Origin of the sequence: Flavicella marina (assembly GCF_009193215.1) — a bacterium.
Lineage (GTDB): Bacteria > Bacteroidota > Bacteroidia > Flavobacteriales > Flavobacteriaceae > Flavicella > Flavicella marina.
On the sequence record NZ_VYVA01000002.1, the window covers coordinates 367,941 to 390,713 of the forward strand.

At 27.7% G+C, this 22,773-nt stretch carries 24 protein-coding genes; all 24 read right to left on the reverse strand.

What is annotated here, in order from left to right:
* Window positions 1–15: 15 nt before the first annotated feature.
* The gene (locus F6P99_RS06470; protein ID WP_152286644.1) at window positions 16–771 is read right to left on the reverse strand and encodes a hypothetical protein; all 756 of its coding nucleotides are present in this window, start codon (window positions 769–771) and stop codon (window positions 16–18) included.
* A 137-nt stretch (window positions 772–908) separates the two neighbouring features.
* On the reverse strand, window positions 909–1,628 hold the full coding sequence (locus F6P99_RS06475; RefSeq protein ID WP_152286645.1) for a hypothetical protein: 720 nt from the start codon (window positions 1,626–1,628) through the stop codon (window positions 909–911).
* Between the two features lie 84 nt (window positions 1,629–1,712).
* Window positions 1,713–2,642, reverse strand: a complete 930-nt coding sequence (locus F6P99_RS06480; protein ID WP_317162573.1) for an IS3 family transposase — start codon at window positions 2,640–2,642, stop codon at window positions 1,713–1,715.
* Window positions 2,576–2,968 carry a helix-turn-helix domain-containing protein gene (locus F6P99_RS06485; protein WP_152286647.1) on the reverse strand — a complete coding sequence of 131 codons (393 nt, stop codon included), beginning with the start codon at window positions 2,966–2,968 and terminating at the stop codon, window positions 2,576–2,578. The genes F6P99_RS06480 and F6P99_RS06485 overlap by 67 nt, the downstream gene beginning before the upstream one ends.
* A 206-nt stretch (window positions 2,969–3,174) precedes the next feature.
* Complete coding sequence (locus F6P99_RS06490; protein ID WP_152286648.1) at window positions 3,175–4,224, reverse strand: nuclease-related domain-containing protein; 1,050 nt, start codon at window positions 4,222–4,224, stop codon at window positions 3,175–3,177.
* An 85-nt stretch (window positions 4,225–4,309) separates the two neighbouring features.
* Window positions 4,310–4,768 (reverse strand): hypothetical protein, encoded by a 459-nt coding sequence (locus F6P99_RS06495; protein ID WP_152286649.1) that lies wholly within the window; start codon window positions 4,766–4,768, stop codon window positions 4,310–4,312.
* A gap of 332 nt (window positions 4,769–5,100) precedes the next feature.
* On the reverse strand, window positions 5,101–5,916 hold the full coding sequence (locus F6P99_RS06500; protein WP_152286650.1) for a hypothetical protein: 816 nt from the start codon (window positions 5,914–5,916) through the stop codon (window positions 5,101–5,103).
* 149 nt (window positions 5,917–6,065) lie between these two features.
* Window positions 6,066–6,599, reverse strand: a complete 534-nt coding sequence (locus F6P99_RS06505; protein ID WP_152286651.1) for a hypothetical protein — start codon at window positions 6,597–6,599, stop codon at window positions 6,066–6,068.
* A 230-nt stretch (window positions 6,600–6,829) separates the two neighbouring features.
* Complete coding sequence (locus tag F6P99_RS06510; protein ID WP_193316015.1) at window positions 6,830–7,588, reverse strand: M23 family metallopeptidase; 759 nt, start codon at window positions 7,586–7,588, stop codon at window positions 6,830–6,832.
* Between the two features lie 299 nt (window positions 7,589–7,887).
* The gene (locus F6P99_RS06515; RefSeq protein WP_152286653.1) at window positions 7,888–8,694 is read right to left on the reverse strand and encodes an SH3 domain-containing protein; all 807 of its coding nucleotides are present in this window, start codon (window positions 8,692–8,694) and stop codon (window positions 7,888–7,890) included.
* Window positions 8,695–8,912: 218 nt separating this feature from the next.
* A complete protein-coding gene (locus F6P99_RS06520) occupies window positions 8,913–9,872 on the reverse strand; it encodes a hypothetical protein (RefSeq protein WP_152286654.1) in 960 nt (319 codons plus the stop codon).
* A 302-nt stretch (window positions 9,873–10,174) separates the two neighbouring features.
* Window positions 10,175–10,789: a tetratricopeptide repeat protein gene (locus tag F6P99_RS06525; protein ID WP_152286655.1), complete on the reverse strand. Its 615-nt coding sequence runs from the start codon at window positions 10,787–10,789 to the stop codon at window positions 10,175–10,177.
* 147 nt (window positions 10,790–10,936) lie between these two features.
* The gene (locus tag F6P99_RS06530) at window positions 10,937–11,833 is read right to left on the reverse strand and encodes a tetratricopeptide repeat protein (RefSeq protein ID WP_152286656.1); all 897 of its coding nucleotides are present in this window, start codon (window positions 11,831–11,833) and stop codon (window positions 10,937–10,939) included.
* 226 nt (window positions 11,834–12,059) lie between these two features.
* Window positions 12,060–13,256 carry an AbiH family protein gene (locus tag F6P99_RS06535; RefSeq protein ID WP_152286657.1) on the reverse strand — a complete coding sequence of 399 codons (1,197 nt, stop codon included), beginning with the start codon at window positions 13,254–13,256 and terminating at the stop codon, window positions 12,060–12,062.
* Between the two features lie 248 nt (window positions 13,257–13,504).
* Window positions 13,505–13,918 (reverse strand): hypothetical protein, encoded by a 414-nt coding sequence (locus tag F6P99_RS06540; protein ID WP_152286658.1) that lies wholly within the window; start codon window positions 13,916–13,918, stop codon window positions 13,505–13,507.
* A gap of 188 nt (window positions 13,919–14,106) precedes the next feature.
* On the reverse strand, window positions 14,107–14,766 hold the full coding sequence (locus F6P99_RS06545; protein WP_152286659.1) for a hypothetical protein: 660 nt from the start codon (window positions 14,764–14,766) through the stop codon (window positions 14,107–14,109).
* Between the two features lie 217 nt (window positions 14,767–14,983).
* On the reverse strand, window positions 14,984–16,009 hold the full coding sequence (locus F6P99_RS06550) for a hypothetical protein (protein WP_152286660.1): 1,026 nt from the start codon (window positions 16,007–16,009) through the stop codon (window positions 14,984–14,986).
* Between the two features lie 214 nt (window positions 16,010–16,223).
* Window positions 16,224–16,742, reverse strand: a complete 519-nt coding sequence (locus F6P99_RS06555; protein WP_152286661.1) for a hypothetical protein — start codon at window positions 16,740–16,742, stop codon at window positions 16,224–16,226.
* Between the two features lie 140 nt (window positions 16,743–16,882).
* Entirely contained in the window at window positions 16,883–17,434 is a 552-nt protein-coding gene (locus F6P99_RS06560) for a hypothetical protein (RefSeq protein WP_152286662.1), read from the reverse strand.
* Between the two features lie 224 nt (window positions 17,435–17,658).
* A complete protein-coding gene (locus F6P99_RS06565) occupies window positions 17,659–18,693 on the reverse strand; it encodes a RelA/SpoT domain-containing protein (RefSeq protein ID WP_152286663.1) in 1,035 nt (344 codons plus the stop codon).
* 230 nt (window positions 18,694–18,923) lie between these two features.
* Entirely contained in the window at window positions 18,924–19,343 is a 420-nt protein-coding gene (locus F6P99_RS06570) for a hypothetical protein (RefSeq protein ID WP_152286664.1), read from the reverse strand.
* 179 nt (window positions 19,344–19,522) lie between these two features.
* Window positions 19,523–20,464, reverse strand: a complete 942-nt coding sequence (locus F6P99_RS06575; protein ID WP_152286665.1) for a hypothetical protein — start codon at window positions 20,462–20,464, stop codon at window positions 19,523–19,525.
* Window positions 20,465–20,651: 187 nt separating this feature from the next.
* Entirely contained in the window at window positions 20,652–21,518 is an 867-nt protein-coding gene (locus F6P99_RS06580; protein WP_152286666.1) for a hypothetical protein, read from the reverse strand.
* 37 nt (window positions 21,519–21,555) lie between these two features.
* Window positions 21,556–22,752, reverse strand: coding sequence for a site-specific tyrosine recombinase/integron integrase (xerA, locus tag F6P99_RS06585; protein WP_152286667.1), 1,197 nt, complete (start codon window positions 22,750–22,752; stop codon window positions 21,556–21,558).
* Window positions 22,753–22,773 lie beyond the last annotated feature (21 nt).

Sequence of the window (22,773 nt, forward strand, 5' to 3'; positions counted from 1 at the left end):
TACTTATAGCCATTGTTATGCTACGTTTTTTAATTTTTCATTTATAATTCCAATATATTCCTCTGGGGTTATTTCCATACTCGTAACATCCATTTTCAGTATTTCGAGAGTTTTTGTTCCTAAAATTATATTATAGCTGTACAAATTTTTATGTGGTATTGTCAGAATTCCATATTCCAGAATCTCATTCCATTTCACAGTTTTATTTTCATACTTTATTCCGTATTCTGATTGTCTAAAATGTATTCCGAAGTCATCTATTTTTATTGTGTCTTTTTTGTATTTCTTTATAAAACCAGCATAGTATAAAATTCCAATAAAGATTAAATGAAACCCAAAATTATATATTTCATTTTGGTTATTTTCAATTTCCAAAAGTTTGTCAAATTTTGTAACAACTAGGTAAAAGAAAAAGATAAGCATTATAAAAAACAGAACCTTAAAATGTGTTGAGTCGTACTTCGTATTTTTTATATTGGTTTTTTCAACTCTTTTAGCTTTTATTTCACTACTCGATTTATAGAATTGAGACGAGAAAATTTTATTCGCTAAGTTTTGCTTAGGATACTTTTCGTAAATTTTTTGTTTTACCTTTTCAATTCTTTCTTGTGTTAGTTTTTCGTTTTCAGAATAATTCTCACATTCTTTTATGAAATCAGCTTTTTGTTTTGTTAAACTACATATTGTTCCTTCCTTGAAGTTTATTTCTTTATTTGTACACACTGTACAAAAAGATAATTGATATTTTCTCAAATTTGGGTCAGTTTTCATAATGTAGCATAACGTTTTTGTATATGAAAAGTTGCGTTTTTTAAAACGCGATTTTTCATGATATTTTGTTTGTTATAAAAGTACTGAATTTTTCAACAGAATAGGAGCGTAGCAATTTTTTATATACGGTGTTGGGTTTAGTATCTTTCGATTATAAATTTTCCATCAATATATTTATATACGAAACTATCGTAAAGGTAAGTTTTAAGTTTATTATTGATTTTTTCAGCATTTTCATGCGAATACTCTTCAATCATTATGCTGAAAATTATGTCTTTTCCTTCGATCGGTAATTCATAATCTAATTGTAAAATATCAGGGAATAGTTTTTTGAATTCTAAAATATCAACATTGTCTAATTTTATTCTATCCAGATCTAAGACGTCTGATATTTGTATCTCTTCTAAGACATCTGAATTTTTAATGGATTTAAATTCGTTATTGTCATAAATATAAAAAGTTAATACTTGATCTTCATAATCAAACCCCATCCCATGTAGTTCCTTAATGACAACAAGTTTTTCATTATTTGTTTTATTCCAAAAACATATTTGTACAATATTCATCGATTGACTATCATAACTAGACTCGATTAGGTGTAGGTATCCATTTTTAGGGTAATAATCGGCAAATCCAAGAGATGTTCTTATTTGAAACCCTTTGTTATGTTTTGTTTGTGTTAGTTCCGTTAAGGTTTCATAAAATTTTGAGGATTTTTCAAATTTATAAATTGATCCCTTATTTATTTTATGTAATTCAATTAATTTTTTCCTAGCTGAATAACCAAAACTATCAATTGTTTTAATTGGTATTTCACAAAATATCTTCTCAAGATTAGTTTGTGAATTAGTCGACATTGAAAACAATATCATTATTCCATAAAAAAATTTTTTGTGTTTCATTTTGTATTGTCCTGAAATAGGTTGACCTTTTTTTGAGTTTTAAAGGTTTAATAATTCGAGTTTGTTTTTGTTTTTTCGATACGATTTGTAGTCAATATTTTGATTTAGATGTACCTGTTTTGGAGTTTTTAAATCTAGACTTAAATGTGGTCGAATATTATTGTAAATATTAATAGCTCTTTTTGTAATCTTCTGTGCTAATTTAGTGTTTTTAATTGTAAGTTTTAACCCGTATTCATATTTTAAAGTTCTATTAATTCTCTCAGCAATTGCATTTTCATACGGGTCATATTTCTCTGTCATACTCATGGTTAATCCGTTTGATTCTGCAAATAGGGTATAGGTTGGATTGCAATATTGTATTCCTCTATCGGAATGATGAATCAATTTTTCACCTGGGTATTTACGATTTTTAAGAGCCATAGATAGTGCCTCCAAACAAAGTGATGTTTTCATATGTGAATCTAATTTATAGCCCATTATCTGCCTAGAATATGCATCAGTTACCAAAGCTAAATAACTATGTCCTTTTTGCGTTTTGATATAGGTAATATCTGTTACCCAAAGTTGTTCTGCTCTGGTTGGAATTTTATTTGTTATCAGGTTTTTATACTTGTAAAAGTGATGATTAGAGTTGGTTGTTATATGGAATTTTTTTGTTCTAGGTACCAGTAGTCTATTGACTTTAAGGAAAGTATAGAATTTATCTCTTCCCATTTTGATACCTTGTTTTTTGATATCTGATTTTAGTTCATGATACAGTTTTTTAGCACCTAATCGCTGTCCGATCTTGTTACGGCATTGCTTAACCATTTGAATTAAAATAAGCTCGTTGTTTTGCTTTATTTGATGAGATTTCAAGCGTTTATAGAAGGCTTGTTTACTAATCCCAAAACATTGTATTAACCATTTTCTTTTAAACGGTTTTGCTTCTTTTTCTGAATCTCGTCTGCTAATGTTTTGGGCAATGACTTTTTTGACATATCGACTCCTGTAATAAGTTCCATGTCTGCAATTACGTCTTGCTGAAAGTCTTTTACAAATTCCAATTCCTCTATTTTTTCTTTGAGTTTTTTAATTTCATCTTGTTTACTCATGCCTAATTTCTTTTGCTCTAAAGTACTATATTTTTTAATCCAGTACTGAATAGTTGGTCTAGAAATATCATATTTCTTAGCTGCATAATTGATAGAAATTCTACCATTATGAATTTGATCAATGATGAAAAGTTTGAGTTCGAAACCTACTTTATTGTAGTTCTTTTTTCGGCATGGTGGTTTTTTGTTTGTCTCCATAGTTTAACTAAAAGTGTTTAATTTTTAGTCAACCTATTTCAGGATTTTACATTAGGGTGCTTGTGTACAACGTTTTTGTATATGAAAAGTTGCGTTTTTTGGAACGCGAGTTTTCATGCAATTTTTATTTGTTATAAAAGTAATGAATTTTTCAAGAGAGTAGAAGTGTAGCAATTTTTTATATACGGTGTTGGCAGTAGTTTCGTTTAAACCAATTTATTTATTGTTGTTTCAAATTGATTGTTAGTTAGAACAGGTTCGAAATATTTTATATAATTATTAAGTTCATTTATTAACTTGATGTTTACAAATTTGAATTTTTCCTTTGGCTTGTTGTTAACCATTACAATCAAGTTTCGAATAGGTATTTGTTGTTCTCCCCAATGATGATCTCTAAGAGTTATATTATTAGATAAGTAAACATATAATGCAAAATTGGACCTTTCAATTTGTTCAATAGGTGATCTTAAACTTAAAGAGTCTACGGATTTTTTACTCCAGTTTTTTGTTTCAATTATGAAGATTCCTGCTTTAGAAATCAATAAGTGATCAATTTGAATTGAATAAATTCTTTGATTATACTTTTTAAAGAATATTGGTGAAGAAAAATTTAAATTGAAGTCATTAATTAAAACATAGTCATCCGATAATTTGTTGATTTCATTAACAACCATATTTTCACCAATTGCTCCAGCTATTAAATTCCTTGAATTTTGAATAACATTATAAATATGTTCTAATTCTGCAATCTTCTTACTTGCTCTTTTTTCAATAATTTTTTGTTTCTCGGTTTTATATTTTTTTATAAAAAACTCATCTTTATTTATTATTTCAGATATTTCCTTCGTTAAATTTTCTAGATTAGAAATTTGATTTTTTTCATATTGGTTATACTTATTTTTTAAATAATAAGTTCTCATTGTAAAGAATATTCTGAGAAAAAAGTTATCACTTTTATTCATCTCCAATTCAAAAATCTTAATATTTAATTTACTGAGAGTTTTTGCAATTAAAAGTCTTTCGGCTTTGATTATGTCATGTTTTGTTTTTTTACTTTGTTCAAGATTAATACATGTTTCAAAATATTCCCTTTCTAAATTATTTGTAATCTGATTAATGATTTCCAGTTTTTCAGAGTTATAATTAGATAAAAAACTCTTTAAATCTTTTACAGAATTAAACCTTGAGACTCCCTTATCTTTTAATTCAAGTTTTAAAGACTTTAATGATTCTATTGTTCCAAATATTCTTGCCATTTCCGAATGTATTCAAGATTACTATTGTTTCTTACACTTTTAAACACTCAAATTGTAAACGAGCGAATTCTTAATCTTATTTTCATTATTTGATAGTATAATTTGTGGAAGATGACATTCTAACTTTTGTATTGTAATCCCCAGTTTTCAAAACAAAAGGGCTATTATTTTTACTTACTTGTATTTCTGTGTTGATATACGTTCTTGCAAGATTTTGTGATGTGTCATATTTTGCGGTTAATGACGCTTGAAACCCTTTTTCTACAGGGCCAATTGTTATTTCCCATTTTGAATTCTTATATGTATAATTCTTAAATGAATTATTTTCAGATTTAATTTTAACGTTTCGATATAAGTTATACATTGTATTACTTTCGACGATATATTTAATATAATACTCATCATTGTTCTCTGGTTTATATTCATCTTTTTCGCAGCTTGATAAATATATGCCTGAAAGAATTAATATTGGAAAAATTATAATTTTACAATATTTACAACTGATTTTTTTGAAAACTAAGTTTGGTGTTTTTATCAAATTCATAATTCTAAATTTTTAACTGTGGTTATTAAAGTTGAAAATTAGAATTTTTATGATTTTGAAATATTATTAAACAATCCAAGTGGATAAATTAATAACTAAAATATCATATTTCTTAAGTGAGTTAATTACTGCCAACGTTTTTGTATAAAGTTAGTGTGGGAGGTAGACAAACTTTATTTTGTCAGCCTGACACTAAGCTTATACTTATTTTATGTTTTTATCTTGTCGACCTAAAAATAATCAAATATGTGTAAGAGAGTTTATAAAGAGACCAGAAACTTTGAGAAAACCCTAAAAACCCACATTAATTTTATACGGTGTTACCAAAAGGTTTATTTGTAGTATTCAATTTCACGTTTAACAATATATATAGGTTTATCATTAATTTTTGTGACTTCGGTTATCCAATTATTATTGCTGTCAAATTTATAGTCATATTCAATTTTCTTAATTGATTTATTTGGAACTGAAATTAATGAGTTTTTTCTAATCCGGTTATCATTATATTCATGTTCAATTTTTAACTTTTCTAGTCCCTTAGAATCATAAAATATTTCTTGAATTAATAAGTTGTCTTTGTACACAAATGAACGTTTTGAAGCTATTTCTTCATTACCATCTTCTACGCTAAACTCTAAATATTCAGTTAATAGGTTTTTATCGTAGATAAAATGATCTCGATAAGTAATTTTATCGTCTTTGTCTGTCCAATTTGTTTCACAAATTGTTAAGTTAGGTTTAGTTTTGACATGAATTTTATCTCCCGTTTCCAATCCTTTCTCGTCATATATTATTCCAATATTGTTTTTGTAAATAATTGTTTCTGAAGGGGTTTTGAAATCGTAACTGCTATAAAATAGTTTTTCTTTTAACAAGTTGTTGTTTTTATCGAAAGTTAAATCAAACCATGCTTTACTGTCCACCATCCAGAAATCGGAATATTCAGTTAGTCCACCTGATTTAGGTTTGTTTATCACAATTTCCCCAAAACGTTCTTCCACATTATAGATAGATTGTTTAATGTTTTTTACTTTCCCATTTAGATTTTGACTAAAAAAATAATGATAACTAGTTTTCTGCTCTGAGCAAGAAGTTAATATTATTAATGGGAGAATTAATGCAATAGTGTTTTTTAATAGGATTTTCATTATGTCAATTTTTGGTAACGTTTTTGTATATGAAAAGTTGCGTTTTTTGAAACGCGATTTTTCAAGCTATTTTGTTTTTTATAAAAGTAACGAATTTTTCAACAGAATAGGAGTGTAGCAATTTTTTATATACGGTGTTAGGCATAGTTTTAATTTAGTTTCAATATTTTTCCGTTTTTTGGAGCATTATTAAAACCTTTTAAAATTGCTATTTCTGTAACTGTCGTACCAATTAAAATTCCAATAGTTTGTCTTGATAGTCCGATTGTGTATAACAAAACTATTCCTATTATAACTGTTACTCCTAAAGCAAAAATTACAGATTTTTCTCTATCGAAAAATGTCATGTTTTTCAGGGGAGTATTTTTTAATTTTAAGATGATGTTTTTAAAATCTAGGTAAACAGATGTATTTAATTTAATCTCTACTGATGGTTTGCTTTTTCCATCTTCGTCTGATAGATAATTAAGAATAATATTCTGATTATCCTCATCAAAAATAATGTTTTCTAGTTCATAGAATTTGTAAAATTTAGTTTTTCCAAATAGTTTTTTATCTTCTATTGCTTTCTCTATTGAAATTTCTTTTTCATTAATAGTTGAAATCCAAATAGAGTATTTATCTAAAATTAAAAACTTACTTAAGCCATTTTGACTGTTTATTTTCCAAGAATATTTAGTCATTTTTTTAAATTAATTATGCCTAACGGTGTTGGCTATGATAAGTTGCGCTTGGCGATTTTAAAACGACCTGTTTTGGCGAAATCGAGCCGCAAACAAGCTGAGCCAAAACTGCCCGAGTGTTTTAAAATTGTTTTACGCGAGTTTCATAGCTTTGTTTGATTGCAATTTAGAAATAAAATTTTGAAGCTAATAGTGATGTAGCAATTTATTATAGCCGGTGTTGTAGTTAGTTATTTTTTTACAATTGTATTCTTTTTTAAATCAATTCCTTTATATCCTTCAATGAAATTAACTTTTTGAGATATCCAATTCGAGTCTGTAGCACATTTTACATTGAAGTGCAAATGAGGATGATTAGTAAATCCAGTATATCCAGAAATTGCAATAGGCTGCCCTGTTTTAATGGTGTCTCCTTGTTTTACTAGGCTTCCGTTTTTATCCAAATGCACATATTGAGTAAATAGATTACTTTTCGGATGATAGATTGTTATATAATTGGCATAGTCAGTCCATTCTCTATCACCGTTTTCAGAATAGCAATCTATTACACCAACGACATATCCATTGTCTGAAGCACAGATTGTGTCGCCTATTCTTAAGTTAAAATCAATTGCATATAAAGACCCAATGTGGTTATGTGAATAGATACCATTATAACCTTGGATAACTTTATATTTTGTATTGGTTTTAAATGGAAGTGATATTGGATACTTGTTAATTGGTATTCTAGGGTTTCCATACTTGTTTTTTAATATAATTTTCTCTTTTAAAATGAAGTTTTTATGGCGTATTACAATTATACTATCACTTAAAGGTTTCAAAGTAATCGTGTCATATTGATTTAAAAGTTTTTTAATAGACTGATTGTTAGATTTTAAAAAATACCTTAAAGGACAATTAACAGGATTATTAAGATAGATTACAGTAGAATCAGTAAAATATTCTATTTTACTTTTGTGGTAAAAAGCAAATGTTTTGGTCGTAGGCAAAGTCTTGTTTTGACAACTCAATATTAGCAGAATTAATAAAAAAGAGCTAGATATAATTTTCATTCATTCAAATCTACTTAATGTTTTTTTTAATTAACTACAACGTTTTTGTATAAAGTTAGTGTGGGAGGGAGACAATCTTTTTATTGTCAGCCGAGCCACTGAGCTTATACTTATTTTATGTTTTTATCTTGTCGAGCTAAAAATAGATAAATAAGTTTAAGCGGACTTTATAAATAAACCAAAACTTTGGGCTAAACCATAAAACCCACATTAATTTTATACGGTGTTGTAAATAGTTAATTCTCAGAAAGTGTAACTCCATTCCAAGTATATTTCTTCAGAATCTCTGTTTTTCCTTCCTCTTTTTTTGTCTTTGGGGTTATTTTCGCTAACAATATTTTATTCTCTTCTCCATTTTCTTCCTCAGGAAATATATAAGTTTTATACGGTTCAGGACCATCACAATGCATATTCTTAATTTGAGGAATTTCAATGAGGTTTTCTTTATTATTTAATAGCAAGTATGTTGAATAATGATTCGAGCAACATGAGTCATAATTAACCTCCACTATGATAACTTTTAATACATTTTCAAGGTTATTCACAGTGCTTACAGATACAGATGAATTCTCATAAAATTCTAAATTCGAAATAGAAAATTCATGTAAATTCTCGTGTTTATTATTTCTAAGGTGAAAAGTTAAAATTTCATTATTGTTTGAAGTTGACATGTTTTTCCAGTATTTATCGCGCACGGATTGAGGAATCGTTGTTAAATAGTATTTCTCAGCTGTGTCTCCTAAATTCGGTACATTTGGTGTTAAAAATCCGCTAAATACAAACCCTTTTTGTATTCCGTTAAAATCTTTGATTTTGTTCCAGAATCCAGTAATGGTTGTCCCATTATCTTCGAATTCAAATTTAATATTAGTTTTCTGAAGTATATAAACTCTTTCTCCGAAATTTAGTTTACCAATTCGAGCTGAATTTATATTTGAATTTTCTCTAATAATTAATCCATTTGGAGCATTTACAAATTGTATTTCTTGTCCATATACTGAACAAAAACATAACAATAAATAAACGAGAATATTTTTTTTCATAATTATTTACAACGGTTTTGTATAAGATTAGTGTGGGAGGTAGACAAACTTTATTTTGTCAGCCGAGCCACTGAGCTTATACTTATTTTGTGTTTTTATCTTTTTCAACCTAAAAATAGATAAATAAGTTTAAGCGGACTTTATAAATAAACTAAAACTTTTGGCTAAACCATAAAAACCCACATTAATTTTATACGGTGTTCTACGCAGTTTTTTATTCAGTATACCATATTGTCGTAAATATAAATTCCTTTTTGTCCGAAACTTAATTCGCGAGTAAATTCATATTTTGGGTCAATAAAATCGAGTTTTATCTCTCTAAAAGCCTTTTTTAAAATTCGTTTGCATTTTTTATAGTCTTTGTCAGAAAGTCTTTCCCAAAACCCCATGTCGACTTTCATACTTTTCAGTTTTCCTTTTTTTGAAAAGGTTAAATTGTAATTATCATAACAATTCAATTCAGTAGAGTTTGGGATTAATTCATTAAGTTTTTGTTCAAGATAATTATCTATAGTATCCTTTATTGATTTTTTATAATCTCTAATTGGTTTTCCTTTTCTCCAACCTTGACATTCTTTTTCTGTCATTATATACATTTGCATATATCCATCTTTGGAATAGAATTTCCCTTTTTCTAATCTACTCGTGAATTCTGAATATTTTTCTTTCAGTAGAAGAACTTCGTTCATTTGACTTAAAATAGTCTTAATGGGTTTTACTTCGTTTATAGTGTCATTTTGATTCCAAGGACAAGTATATATTGCAGTATTTAAATTATTCTCTGTTTTGTAATTAAATTCTATACTACCACAATGTAGCCAATTAAAATTCCAATTATTAATCAATGTGTCTGTTGGGATTTGATATAATTCTTCTTTTAAAATTAACTGGCCAATTTTAGTTGATTTTTCTTTTTCTAGTTCGACTAATTGAAATACATAATTAGTTGGTTCACTATCATTTCCATAGTCAGTTTTGATTGGTTTACTTTCTGTTATTTCATTAATTAATTTTCCTGAAAATTCAATTCCATTATTACTTTCTAAATCAACTATTTGACCGTATTGCACAAAGCGAAAATGATATTTTACTTTAGAATTTTTAATTCGCTTAAGTCCAAAATAATATTCGTTCAATTCCTCTTGTGAATATTTTTGAAAAGTGAAATTTTCATTCAAGTCTACTTTTTTTAAATTATTTTGTCCTATTAAATTGGCACAAATTAAAAGTGATATGATTGTTAGTTTAAAATTCACAGGTTTATTTTTCTAATTGCGTAGAACGTTTTTGTATAAGATTAGTGTGGGAGGTAGACAAACTTTATTTTGTCAGCCGAGCCACTGAGCTTATACTTATTTTATGTTTTTATTCTTGTCGACCTAAAAATAGATAAATAAGTTTAAGCGGACTTTATAAATAAACCAAAACTTTGGGCTAAGACATAAAAACCCACATTAATTTTATACGGTGTTGGCTATAGTTATTTGACTTCTTTTTCATCAATTTCTTTGATAAGTTGTGTCGCCATTTTGTTTCCTTCGTCCTTTGCTTTATTTAACCAGACTTTTGCTTTTTCTTTATTTTTTTCAATACCAAATCCGTTGTAATAAATCATTCCTACTATTATTTGAGAATTAGTATCTCCATTCTTAGCGCATTCTAGGTAAAGCTCAAATGCTTTTTCTTGGTTAACTTCTGTACTTTCTCCGTAGAAATACATATTGGCTAAGTTAAATTTAGAGTTATAATCTCCTTTTTCTGAACATTCAGTGAATAACTCAATTGCTTTTTTCTTGTCTTTTTTTACTCCATCTCCAGAGTAATACGAAGTTGCCAATGCGTATTTACCTTCTAAATTTCCTTGATTTGAACTTTTTTCATAATAATCAAATGCTTTTATTTTATCTATTTTTGTTCCTACACCATAATGATACATTTGTCCCAAGTCATACTGAGCTTTAGCATCACCACTATCAGCTTTGACTTTGTTTTCGTTAAATAGCTTTGTTCTACTCTCAAGGATTACGTTTTCGATAGTTTGTGAATTACTTACAAAACTTAATATTAATAATAATAGGAATGTTGTCTTTTTCATTTTTTTAATTATTGCCAACGTTTTTGTATATGAAAAGTTGCGTTTTATGAAACGCGAATTTTCATAGTATTTAGTTTTTTATAAAAGTAATGAATTTTTCAAAAGAGTAGAATTACAGCAATTTTTTATATACGGTGTTGGCACCAGTTATTGTTCTTTCAGTTGTTGTATTTGTTGTTTTGAGAATTTTATTGCACTATCATCACCATATTTGATTGTCTTTTCATAATATTCAATTGCTTTTTCTTTATTGCCTTTAAGTTTATATCCGTGTGCAATATTTGTTAGGACTATAAAATCTTTCGGGTTTATTCTTTCAGCTCTTAACAATGTACTTATGGCTTTGTCAAATTCTCCAGTTAGTATATATGTAATTGAAATATTTGATAAACTCTCAATATGATTTGGGTAATGATTTAAAATTTCATTAGCGATTTCCCGCATGTAAATAAGTAGGTTATCGTCTTCTGTATTATATATTTGTAATTGATAAGTTTGTATGTCTAAAAGAAACTCCTCTTTTGTGATCTCTTTTTTTTCGTTGTTCGTCCATGTCCAGGTGTTGTTATTGACGATGGAATACTTAATTGTTTTAATTATTTCAGAAGTGAAGCTTTTCCAATTAGAGATTTCTCCTAAAGCATATATTTTTCCAAATCTCATGTCGAGTCTGTTAGGATAAAGTTCAATTCCTTTGTCAATTATGTTTAATCCTTTTTCCAATTCCGTTTGGTTATAATGAATTTCGCTTCTTAAGAATCCCGCTGTTTGATTTAAACTGTCTTTAAGAACTAATCCTTCTCCTTTTGTCTCATTTGTTGACGTAGTAAGGATTTCTTTCCTAGATTTCATAAAATGATAATTAAAATAACTTGTATAAAGTTCAGCGTCTTTTGGTCTTTCAGATTTCCATTTGGTTAAAACTTTTAATTGATTGACTGTGTCATTAGTTTGACAATATTTTTGGAATTCAGATTGATAATCTTGACTAAATCCGATTTGCGAAATTAAAATCGCAATTAAAGTTCCTAATATTCTTCTCATTTTTGAATTTTTTCTCGAATTGGTGCCAACGTTTTTGTATAAGATTAGTGTGGGAGGTAGACAAATTTTATTTTGTCCGCCGAGCCACTGAGCTTATACTTATTTTGTGTTTTTAACTTGTCGACCTAAAAATAGCTAAATAAGTTTAAGCGGACTTTATAAATAAACCAAAACTTCGGGAAAACCATAAAAACCCACATTAATTTTATACGGTGTTGTAAAACGTTTATAGGATATCTTCCAATGTTATTAGATGTTCACTCAACAATTCATTCAGTTCTTTAGACTTAGTTGTGTGAAATTTAAGCTGATTGTTTTTTAGTAAACTGTTTATATTCGCTTCATTTCTAATCTTCAGTAAGTTACTTATCAGTGAAGCTCGACTATCATTGTTATGGTATATAATTGCTATTTTTGAATCTTTATAAAAACTTACATAATCAAAAATTTCATCGATATATTTTTGATCAGAAGTATCAAGTGAATGTCCCATAAAGAAAAAGCTTTTATCATTATTTGATTTTCCCTTATCTAAATCCTTGATGAATGAAAATTTTATTGCTCCATGAATTTTTTGGAAACCCTTTGTGAATTTAATAAAAGGATTCCCATTTGAAATCTCTACATTAATATTATTGACTCCAAGAACTATTTGATTTTCAGGGTTGTTTATTTCTCCATGTAAATGTGTGCTAACGTTTAAACCAAATATTTGCTCAAAAGTTGAAGTATAGTTGAATGTATAATGCTTATTTATATTATTAAATAAGATATTATTCTCCGTTGATTTAATTGTTTCATAAAATGGGTAAACAAAAAGAGTAAAGTATTTTTCAAAGATTACTTTAAAATCTTCTAATTCAGTTTCTAATGAATATGCAATATTATTAATATTCACGCCTGTAATGCACTCCAATCTTATTTTGAGATATTTTTTGTTAAATTCAAGATATTGACCAGACACATCGGATTTAAAAATTCCGAATTTATCTAAGATATAAACAAGTTCTCGATCATTATTTATAACATCTTGGCTGAATTCGCCTTCCTGTTCATAAATAGTGCGACTACCAAAAAGATTTTGTTCAATTAATTCATATCCTTTTAATACTTTTTTTACCACTAATTCTATTCGATTTTCAAAATCAATCCACGTATCTATTTCTAATTCTTCTTTGAAGAACGCATACCATTTGTTAGAAGTAAATTCGTCTTTAAATCGTTCAATCTCATCAAAGTCAAATTTAACATTGTTATAGTTACTCAAAATAAATTCGCTGCTACTTACATTGGAATAAATTGATTCAATAGTAATTTCTGAATTATTAGTTAAATTATTTAAAATTTTAATAAAGTCAGAGTATAGAGTGGGTAAGCCGTAACTTAGGTCAAATCCATTTCCGGTAATTAGTATTTTTTCCATTTTTTTGCAATGTTTTACAACGTTTTTGGCTATGATAAGTTGCGTTTGGCGGTTTTAAAACGACCCGTTTTGGCGAACCGAACCGACCAGTACTTGAGCCAAAACATGATGAGTGTTTTAAAACTGCGTACCTTTAGTTTCATAGCTTTTATAAGACCGTAATTTAGAAAAATAATTTTGAATGCTAGCAGGAGCGAAGCAATTTATTATAGCCGGTGTTGTATGCAGTTTTATCGCTTATGTTCAGATTATTCTTCGTTTAAATTAAAATCTAATTTCTTTTCATATATTTTTTCAGCCTTGGTTAATCTATTTTGTTCTCGCATGTAATTTATTGTTTTAGCAAGACTTAAAATATCGATTATTAATAATGCAATCAATAATATTATTGTTTTCTTTTTCAAGTCATAATTCCGAACATATGCTTTTTCATTTTTCCGTTTTGAACCAAATAGAAGTATTAAAAAAAAATATACCAGAAAGGTTAAGCCTACATGATAAAAGGGACTTAGAGCTATAAACAATCTTGAAATAATGAATAGATTAAAAGAAAAAATAAAACTGATAATCAGTAGTGGTAAATAAAAATGGTCGTCCTTATTTCGTGAGAATCTTACATGTAATTTTGAAAATAAAATAAAATATAATTCAACAATTTTCATGTTTAATTTTTAGTCAACCTATTTCAGGATTTTACAATATGTTTAATTGTTTACAACGTTTTTGTATATGAAAAGTTGCGTTTTTTTGAACGCGAATTTTCATAGTATTTTATTTGTTATAAAAGTACTGAATTTTTCAACAGAGAAGGAGTGCAGCAATTTTTTATATACGGTGTTGGGCGTAGTTTTTATTCGTAATACATTTTAAATTTTTCGAAAGTTTCTTGTCCAGGAATATTTACAGTCATTTGATAATAGCCATCTTCTTTCGATAAAACTTGATAAATAAATTTATCTCCTTTCACACTAAAATTTGATCGTGATTCATTATTACTTTCCAAAAAGACTAATTCGAATTCTGTTTTGTTAACCCAATTATAAGTCAGATTTGAAGTTGTTTTATTAGAAAATGAATCTGTCCATTTCCCTTTTTTCATTGTGACTCTTGTTGTATCTCCATTAACTTCGAAATAATAAAATTCCTCTTGATTTTTAAATTTCCTGAGTTGTTTTTTTGTTATATCGGGTTTTGGTTTTTCCGAGATTCTCCTAGTGTCTTCTTTTGGTGGTTCCAATCTGTCCAATAAATTTCGAAATTCTATACAGTTTCTTTGAAGTCTATAATAAACTTGTTGTCCAATTTTTTGAGTTTTAGATTGCTCAAATTTTCCTAAATAAGGATAAAGTTGATTTTCGTATAATGAGTTTATTTTTAGCGTATCATTTTTGATTTCTAAATTTTTCAGGAAATCACACATTACATTAGAAACAGAATCAATTTCTGTAATCGTTTGTGAAATTGTAATATTAGAAATTCCTATTAATAAAAATATCAATATTTTTTTCATTTCGTTCAAATTATGCCCAACGTTTTTGTATAAGATTAGTGTGGGAGGTAGACAAACTTTATTTTGTCAGCCGAGCCACTGAGCTTATACTTATTTTATAGTTTTTATCTTGTCGACCTAAAAATAGATAAATAAGTTTAAGCGGACTTTATAAATAAACCAAAACTTTAAGAAAACCATAAAAACCCACATTAATTTTATACGGTGTTAGGCAACGTTATAATTCGAAATATGTTATTTTTCTTTTTAAAATATTTAAAGGTTTGTTTTCCTTGAAGCTTTCTTTTGAAATCCAATTTCCAACTTTATCGTATTTGTACTTATAATTCCAAATATTTTTTTCTCCAGTTTCATTATCTTCTCTGGAATATTCAATTAAATTTCCATTTTTATTCCATTTTTGTGTCGAAATATAATACTTATTTGCTCCAATCGGTTTCCAAGTCTGTTCCTTAAGTTTTGAGTTACTGTGATAAGAGTTGATTGTTAGTGTATAATCATTTTCATTTATGTAATTACTTTTTGCTTTAGAAATTCTATTTTCTTTATCGTACTCAAAGAAATTTCGCTCTTTTATAGTGTCATATTTATTGAATTGTGTAATCTCTTCAAACTGGACTAGGTTATTTTCATACCTTCTAAAGATTAATTTTGATATGATGTCATTTTTTAAATAACTGTTTTCCATAATGATATTTTCGTTATTATCATATTGAAATGTAAAAGTCATTTGAATAGTGTCTTTTACATAGTCAGTTCTTTTAATACATTGATTATTTTTATTTCTTTCAAGTAATATTATTCTCTCGAAATCATCCTTTTGATATTCGACTTTGGTCAAACTATCATTTTCATTATAATAATATCTATTAAAAATTTTCGATTTTTTTCCATAATGATCAACCTCAGAGATTTCTTGTAATCTGTTTTTATAATCATATGAGTATTTTCTTTCGTATGATACTGCATTATTGGAGTAAAACTCAATATTGGAAGTCAAAAAACCTAACTTGTTGAATTCTAAAATTTCATTTCTGTCAAATGAATAAGAATTAATTTTTTCTCCAATTATTAAAGAGTCATTTTTCAGAGAATATTCAAATAATTCAGTTTTTATAGATTTAATTTTTCCAATTAAATTATTCTTTAATAAATCATTTTTCGTTTTTGATTTTTCAATAGATTCTGAACATCCAATTATTGATATCAGTATGATTATTAATGTACAGATTTTGGTTGTCATCTTATGTTGCCTAACGTTTTTGTATAAGGTTAGTGTGGGAGGTAGACAATCGAATAATTGTCAGCCGAACCACTGAGCTTATACTTATTTTATGTTTTTATCTTGTCGACCTAAAAATAGATAAATAGGTTTAAGCGGACTTTATAAATAAACCAAAACTTTGGGCTAAACCATAAAAACCCACATTAATTTTATACGGTGTTGTGCGTAGTTTTTATTCCGTTTTAATTAATTCAATTCCAGTTCTTTTTTCTGGAAATTCAAAAAGTTTATTGTCGATAATATACATTCTGGCTTCAGTATCATTTAATATTAGACTATCTCCTTTTTTTTCGTATTTGCCAACATAAACTCTTCCATCGTTATTTTCGTCACACAGATAAAAGTATTCATTATTTTTTCCGATGCTCAATTCGTAAACAATTTCGTTTAATGAGAATTTAAATTCCGTATTATTTCTTTCGTGATAATTCATAAACCACAAACTCCAAAAAGCGTAAAAGATAAGTGGACAAATAATAGAGTTAGCTAAAAATATTTTGGAAAATGGTTTTTTAAAAAAATAGAGGATAAGTCCGATTATCAAGTTTAATCCGAAAAGAATTGGCACAATTAATATTATTCCAATAGAAATACTTGGGTCAGGTTTCATTGTATAAATCCATAATCCAAGAAGAATAATTTCAAGAATGAGAATTCCAATTCCGTACTTTATTTTTGTTTTAGAGTTCATTTCTCAAATTACGCACAACGTTTTTGTATATGAAAAGTTGCGTTTTTTGAAACGAGATTTTTCATAATATTTTGTTTATTTAAAAATAGTGAAATTTTCAAGTTAGTAGGAGTGTAGCAATTTTTTATATACGGTGTTGGCTATTGTTTTGTCCATTCAAAGTTTTTAATAGTTATTCCTCTGTAACAATCATCTGCACAATTCTCAGGAGTATAACCACAAGATGTTATCATACCAGTTTGATCAGTTGATAATGTCAGCATATTCGTTTCTTGGTCTACAGTTAAATACTTTGTAGAACAATCGTTGTAATAATCATCAATTGTTTTTATATCAGCTCCAAATTCATGCGTTCCAAGTTCAGATTTGTTTTCTTGATATGTTATACTTTCAATAAATTCAGGTTGGAGTCCTGGCTCATTTGGCTTTAAGGATTCATATTCTCTAGCTATTACTATTCCATTTTGAACAGTAATAGTCGTTGTTGAAGAATTACCTGTCCAAGAATAATTAGGAACTTGATATGAGTAGGAATTTCCATGTACTGATTTTAAATTATTCCAATTATCAAGACTTTCGTTATACGTTAATCCATTCTCACTTTTAAAAGAATCAGTTATATCAATAGAATCTTGTTCACAAGCTATTGTTGTAATAAATAAAATAAATAATGGTAATAAATAATTTTTCATAGTGCTTTTTTTAAATAATTGCCAACGTTTTTGTATAAGATTAGTGTGGGAGGAAGACAAACTTTATTTTGTCAGCCGAGCCACTGAGCTTATACTTATTTTGTGTTTTTATTCTTGTCGACCTAAAAATAGATAAATAAGTTTAAGCGGACTTTAGAAATAAACCAAAACTTTGGGAAAACCATAAAAACCCACATTAATCTTATACGGTGTTGCCTAATGTTTTATATATATCCTCTATCTATACAATTCTTGTTGATACTTTCCAAAGCTAGAATAAATTCAGATGTATCTAAGAAATAACTAGGGTATGCCTTTTTTAATGCTTTTATAGAAGTTGCAGAAACTAGTACAACTGCGTTTTTATCTTCTTCTATATTTTTTTCAATTTCTAAATATTCAGATGTTGCTAATTCAAATTGATTTTTATTAAAGATTCTTAAATTGACAGATTTTTCTTTAAAGTCAATGTTTATTAAATAGTAATCTCCTGGGAATTTATCTGTTTCAATTCTTTTAGTAGAGACTCTAAGGGCTTTTAATGTTGTTATTATACTATATTTATTACAGAATGTATAGCAGTCGATCATTAATTCTTGCATGGATTTATCTTTATGGACTTCCATTTTTGGCATTTTCTCTTTTATAGCAAATAATGAACTTACAATTTTGAAGAACTCTAACCATTCATCTGGTCCTTGGCTAGATTTCAGGGAAGTTTTAGTTATTATTCCTGCTGTTTCTACTGCTGTTGCCCAATTATGTTGAAGTTTTGTTCTGATTTGCAATTCAAGTTTTAAATCATTGTATTGTTCAACTACTGAAGAATATCTATAAATAAAATGAATGCTTCTATAACCTGATGGTTTTGGTTTGTCCACATAATCTACAACCTTCTCAAGCTTATGATTAGTTTTTTGAAACTCCAAAATATTTTTCAACTGAATTAAATCTTTGCGGTCCTTAAGAACAGCTCTGTATCCTCCAATATCTTGCATTCCTCCAAGTCCCATTTTTTCATTTAAATCTAATTTATATTCGATAGATGTTAAACGTTTTAATCTTTGAGATACTAGAATTGGTGAAATTTTGTTTTTCTTTAATAATCTTAGCAAACCATTTTTCATAACTTTTAATGGGTACAGATGACTAGTTCTCCATTCGTTTATTATGTCTAAAGACTCTTCTATATCAGAATTTGATTTAGAGGTCATTAAAATATTTCCTGCCTTAGTTATTTTTTTTCTACTGTAATTCATAAAATTTTTGGCAACGGTTTTGGCTATGATAAGTTGCGATTGGCGGTTTTAAAACGACCTGTTTTGGCGAAATCGGACCTCAAACGAGCTGAACCAAAACATATTGAGTGTTTTAAAACTGCGTACCTAGAGTTTCATAGCTTTTATAGGAGCGTAATTTAGAAAAATAATTTTGAACGCATATAGGATTAAAGTAATTTATTATAGCCGGTGTTGTGTGTAGGCTTTTTTTACCATTCTTTCTCAATAACAATAATATTTTCAGACTTTATGATTCCTAAAATAAATAGTTCTTTTGTGTAATATACAGAATCTAATGAATTAGTTTTTCCATTTGCTAATTTCGATGAAAATCCAAATCCATATTTACCAATTGATCTTTTAGTCATTATTTTATCCTTATTGATATTCTCTAAAATTTTTTCAAATTCGACAGTATCTTTAACCTTTATAATTGCGGCTTCCCATCCATCATTTAGACCAGTCAGATTATTCTTTTCAATTATTCCTCCTGACTTAGGAAACTTACATTTGGTAATAGATTCAAATATTCCAATTAATTTAGAGTCACTTGGTTTTTGATTTAAGCAACCGCTAATAGATGAACACAATAAAATTAATAAGGTTATTAAATAAAATTTCTTAAACATCAGGATTCTTGTAAATTATAATTTTGATTTTTTTTCTGCTTACACACAACGGTTTTGTATATGAAAAGTTGCGTTTTCTGAAACGCGATTTTTCATGCTATTTTGTTTTTTTATAAAAGTAATGAATTTTTCAACAGAAGGGGAGTGTAGCAATTTTTTATATGCGGTGTTGGGCATAGTTATTTTTCACTATTAAAATCTATATCGATATGGCCTATTAACTCTAGATGATTAAATCTTTTTTTTATATTATCTATCTCTGTATATAGTTCACTAATCTCCCCTCGAAAGTTTGTTTTTTTATGATAATCCATTAAATAATTTATATAAGTATTTGGTCTAAAATATTCCAATTCTAGAGAAGGTTCATTTTCTAAATACCTATTTAAATCATTTTGTTCTGCTTGAAGTAAAAATTTAATAATCTCTCGTTGAATTATCTTTTCATTTATAAAATCAAATTCTTTGCTTAAAAAAATTTTAAATGCTTTTGATTCAGTTGAAACTTCATAAGTGTAAATATTAAGTTTCCTACAAGATTCAATAATTTGATTATAATATTTAGTTGATATTTTTCCTATTGTTTTTCCTATGAATTTTTTAATTCGTTCATCGTTTTCTGTACATGAGAAAAAATCAGTTGATATTTTTATATTTAGATTTTTATTGATAAAGTTTATTAATTCGGACTTACTTGTATCTGATTTGTATACGCTTTTCAGACTAAATTTTTCATATCTGGAAGTTTTATAAAATCTTGAGAGAATATTCAAAAATTCAAGGTGTACTTTCCCTAGATTCATATTTATATGTTTTTCTATCCTATTATGAATATCTATATGGTTGTGAGTAATCAAACTTTTTTCAAACTCCTCCTGATCAATTTCAAGATTATGTTCGAGTAAAATAAGTGTGATTTTCTGAAGTCGCTCAATTCCGACAGAAATATTATATAAGAATTCAAAGGATTCATCGTCATAATAGAAGTGTGACATTAATTCAAAACAATGTAATCCATTATATATGAAGTTTCCTGATATTGTCAGTTCAGTGCCTAATCGGAAATTTTTCCAGAACTCATCAGGACTAAAATCATTTTCATCTATACTGTGGTGTTTCATAATTGTGCCCAACGGCTCCGGCTATGATTAGTACGGGAATAAATAAGCGATTATTTTCCGATTAATTACTTAGCCAAAACTTTTTATTTTGTTTTATTTTTTCATTTTTAAAACCAAATCAAAAAGATTTGGCGGACTTCATAAAAATACACTAAACTTTGGAGTATACACACAAAGCCCGTATTAATTATATCCATTGTTGTAACCAGTTTTTCTTTTTCGGATATCTTGTTTTAAATTCTTCTTCACTTAATTTTATTCCGTTAAAATCTGGATTTGTAGATTCTAAGGTCATATTTTCCTTTAGAATCAAAACTCTATCTGTATAATTCTTATTTGGCTTGAATGGTAATAATTCATTATGAATCAAGGTAGAATCAAACTCAAGTTGATATCCATTTATCCAAGCTATTTTGGCATATCCCATTGCTGGCTGAGATATCAAATCTTTATAAAAAGCCGAGTCCCGATTTCTTTTCTTATGTTCTTTTGTTGCTAAAGCATTTATAGATTCAAATACTAAGTCCTTATTCTTCTCAAGAATTCCTTTAAAAAAATTATAGTCGATTTTTAAGGCAACATTTTTTTTCATTTTGAGAAAAATATTGTCCATTATTTTTAGGTTCTCATCGAGAGCTTGATAATCTTTATTCATCGATTTAATTATTGTATCGATATAAATATGACTCTTACCAATTTTTACTAATTCTTTATATGTTTTATATTTTTTAGGACCGCTTGTTATGGTGTAATCTATTTTATTAAAAGAATTTACAACTTCTAAGTTATCTGATAAAATTGCATATAAAGGACTGTTACGTTTATAGTTAAATATATCCTTATTAAAGGAACATTCTTCTAAATCTATTTTTGCACAGTTAGAGAATGCTTCTTTACTTTTTTCGATATTATTTTCAATCAAAGATTCATACCAAGCTTCTGATTCAAAAGACTGCCAAATCATATTCAATCCATTTTTGTATATGAATTCTTTACTATTGTATTTCTTTAGTCTTTCTTGACCTCGCTTATATGATTCTATTAATTCTTGCAATTTTTTGAGAATTGGTTACAACTGGTTATATCAAGAACTAAAGTCCTCTTTTTTTATAGTTATTTTGGGATAAGAGGAGTTTTGGGTCATCTTTATCCGTTTTTCTCAAAGATAAAATAAGATTGTCTAACGGACTCTCAATTTCTAATAAATCTTTCTTTGCAACATGTGTATATATCATCGTGGTCTCTGGTTTTGCATGTCCTAATAATGATTGTATATGTCGCAAACCAATTCCGTTTTCAAGCATGTGTGTAGCATAACTATGCCTTAAAGTGTGCGGTGTTACTTTCTTTTCGATTTCAGCTTCTTTAACGGCTCTGTGTAGAAATTTTCGCACGCTGCTAGCCGTGTATTGTTTTCCGTTTTGTCCCTCCACAAAATATACTGATGGACGATATGTCATCACATAGTTTCTTAGCAAAGGCAAAAAACTTTTTGCCAATTGAACATACCTATCTTTTCTTCCTTTTCCGTTTTTAATATAAATCTGTTTGCGATCAATATTGATATCCGAAAGTTTTAATGACAACAATTCTCCAATTCTTAAACCAGATGAATACAACAACGTAATAATCGCTCGATGTTTTAAATTTTTACAAGAACGAATCAAGTCAATCACTTCTTCCTGAGATAAAACGGTGGGCAAATAACGATCTTTTTTGGGACGAACTAATTCCATCGAATCAATAGAGCATTGTGGATAATACACTACAAAATGTTTCATCGCACTGATAAACTGTCGTTGCGTACTGATAGACATGTTTTTTTTGATAAAAACATCTTCCAAAAACAACTCAACATCTCGATTTACCAAATCTTCAATACGTTTGTTTTTTTGATAATTGATAAAATCTTTAACAAATTGTGTATACACAGAAACTGTACTTTCGCTATAGCGCTTACCAATTAAATATTTTTTAAAACCAAGAATGATTTGATAATTGTTTTCAGCAGAAATTTTATTCCGTTTTAAGATGGATACATCTGTTTGCAACGAACTGTCTTCAACGAGAAGTACCAAGTCTTTAGTTTTATCTATTACTAATGCTAACCTCTCAATAGTAAACAGAGCTACCCATCCTTTTAGGGTGTAACTAAATCGAAAGCCTTCGATGCTTTTGATCAATTCTTTGAGTTTGAAATTGTATTTGAATTCAACCAAAAGCACTGCATGCTCTCGGTGAACTACTTTTTTGAGGGTGAGTAAAGGTGTGTCGTTCAAGTTTTTCATAGCGTTATTAATATACTAAAT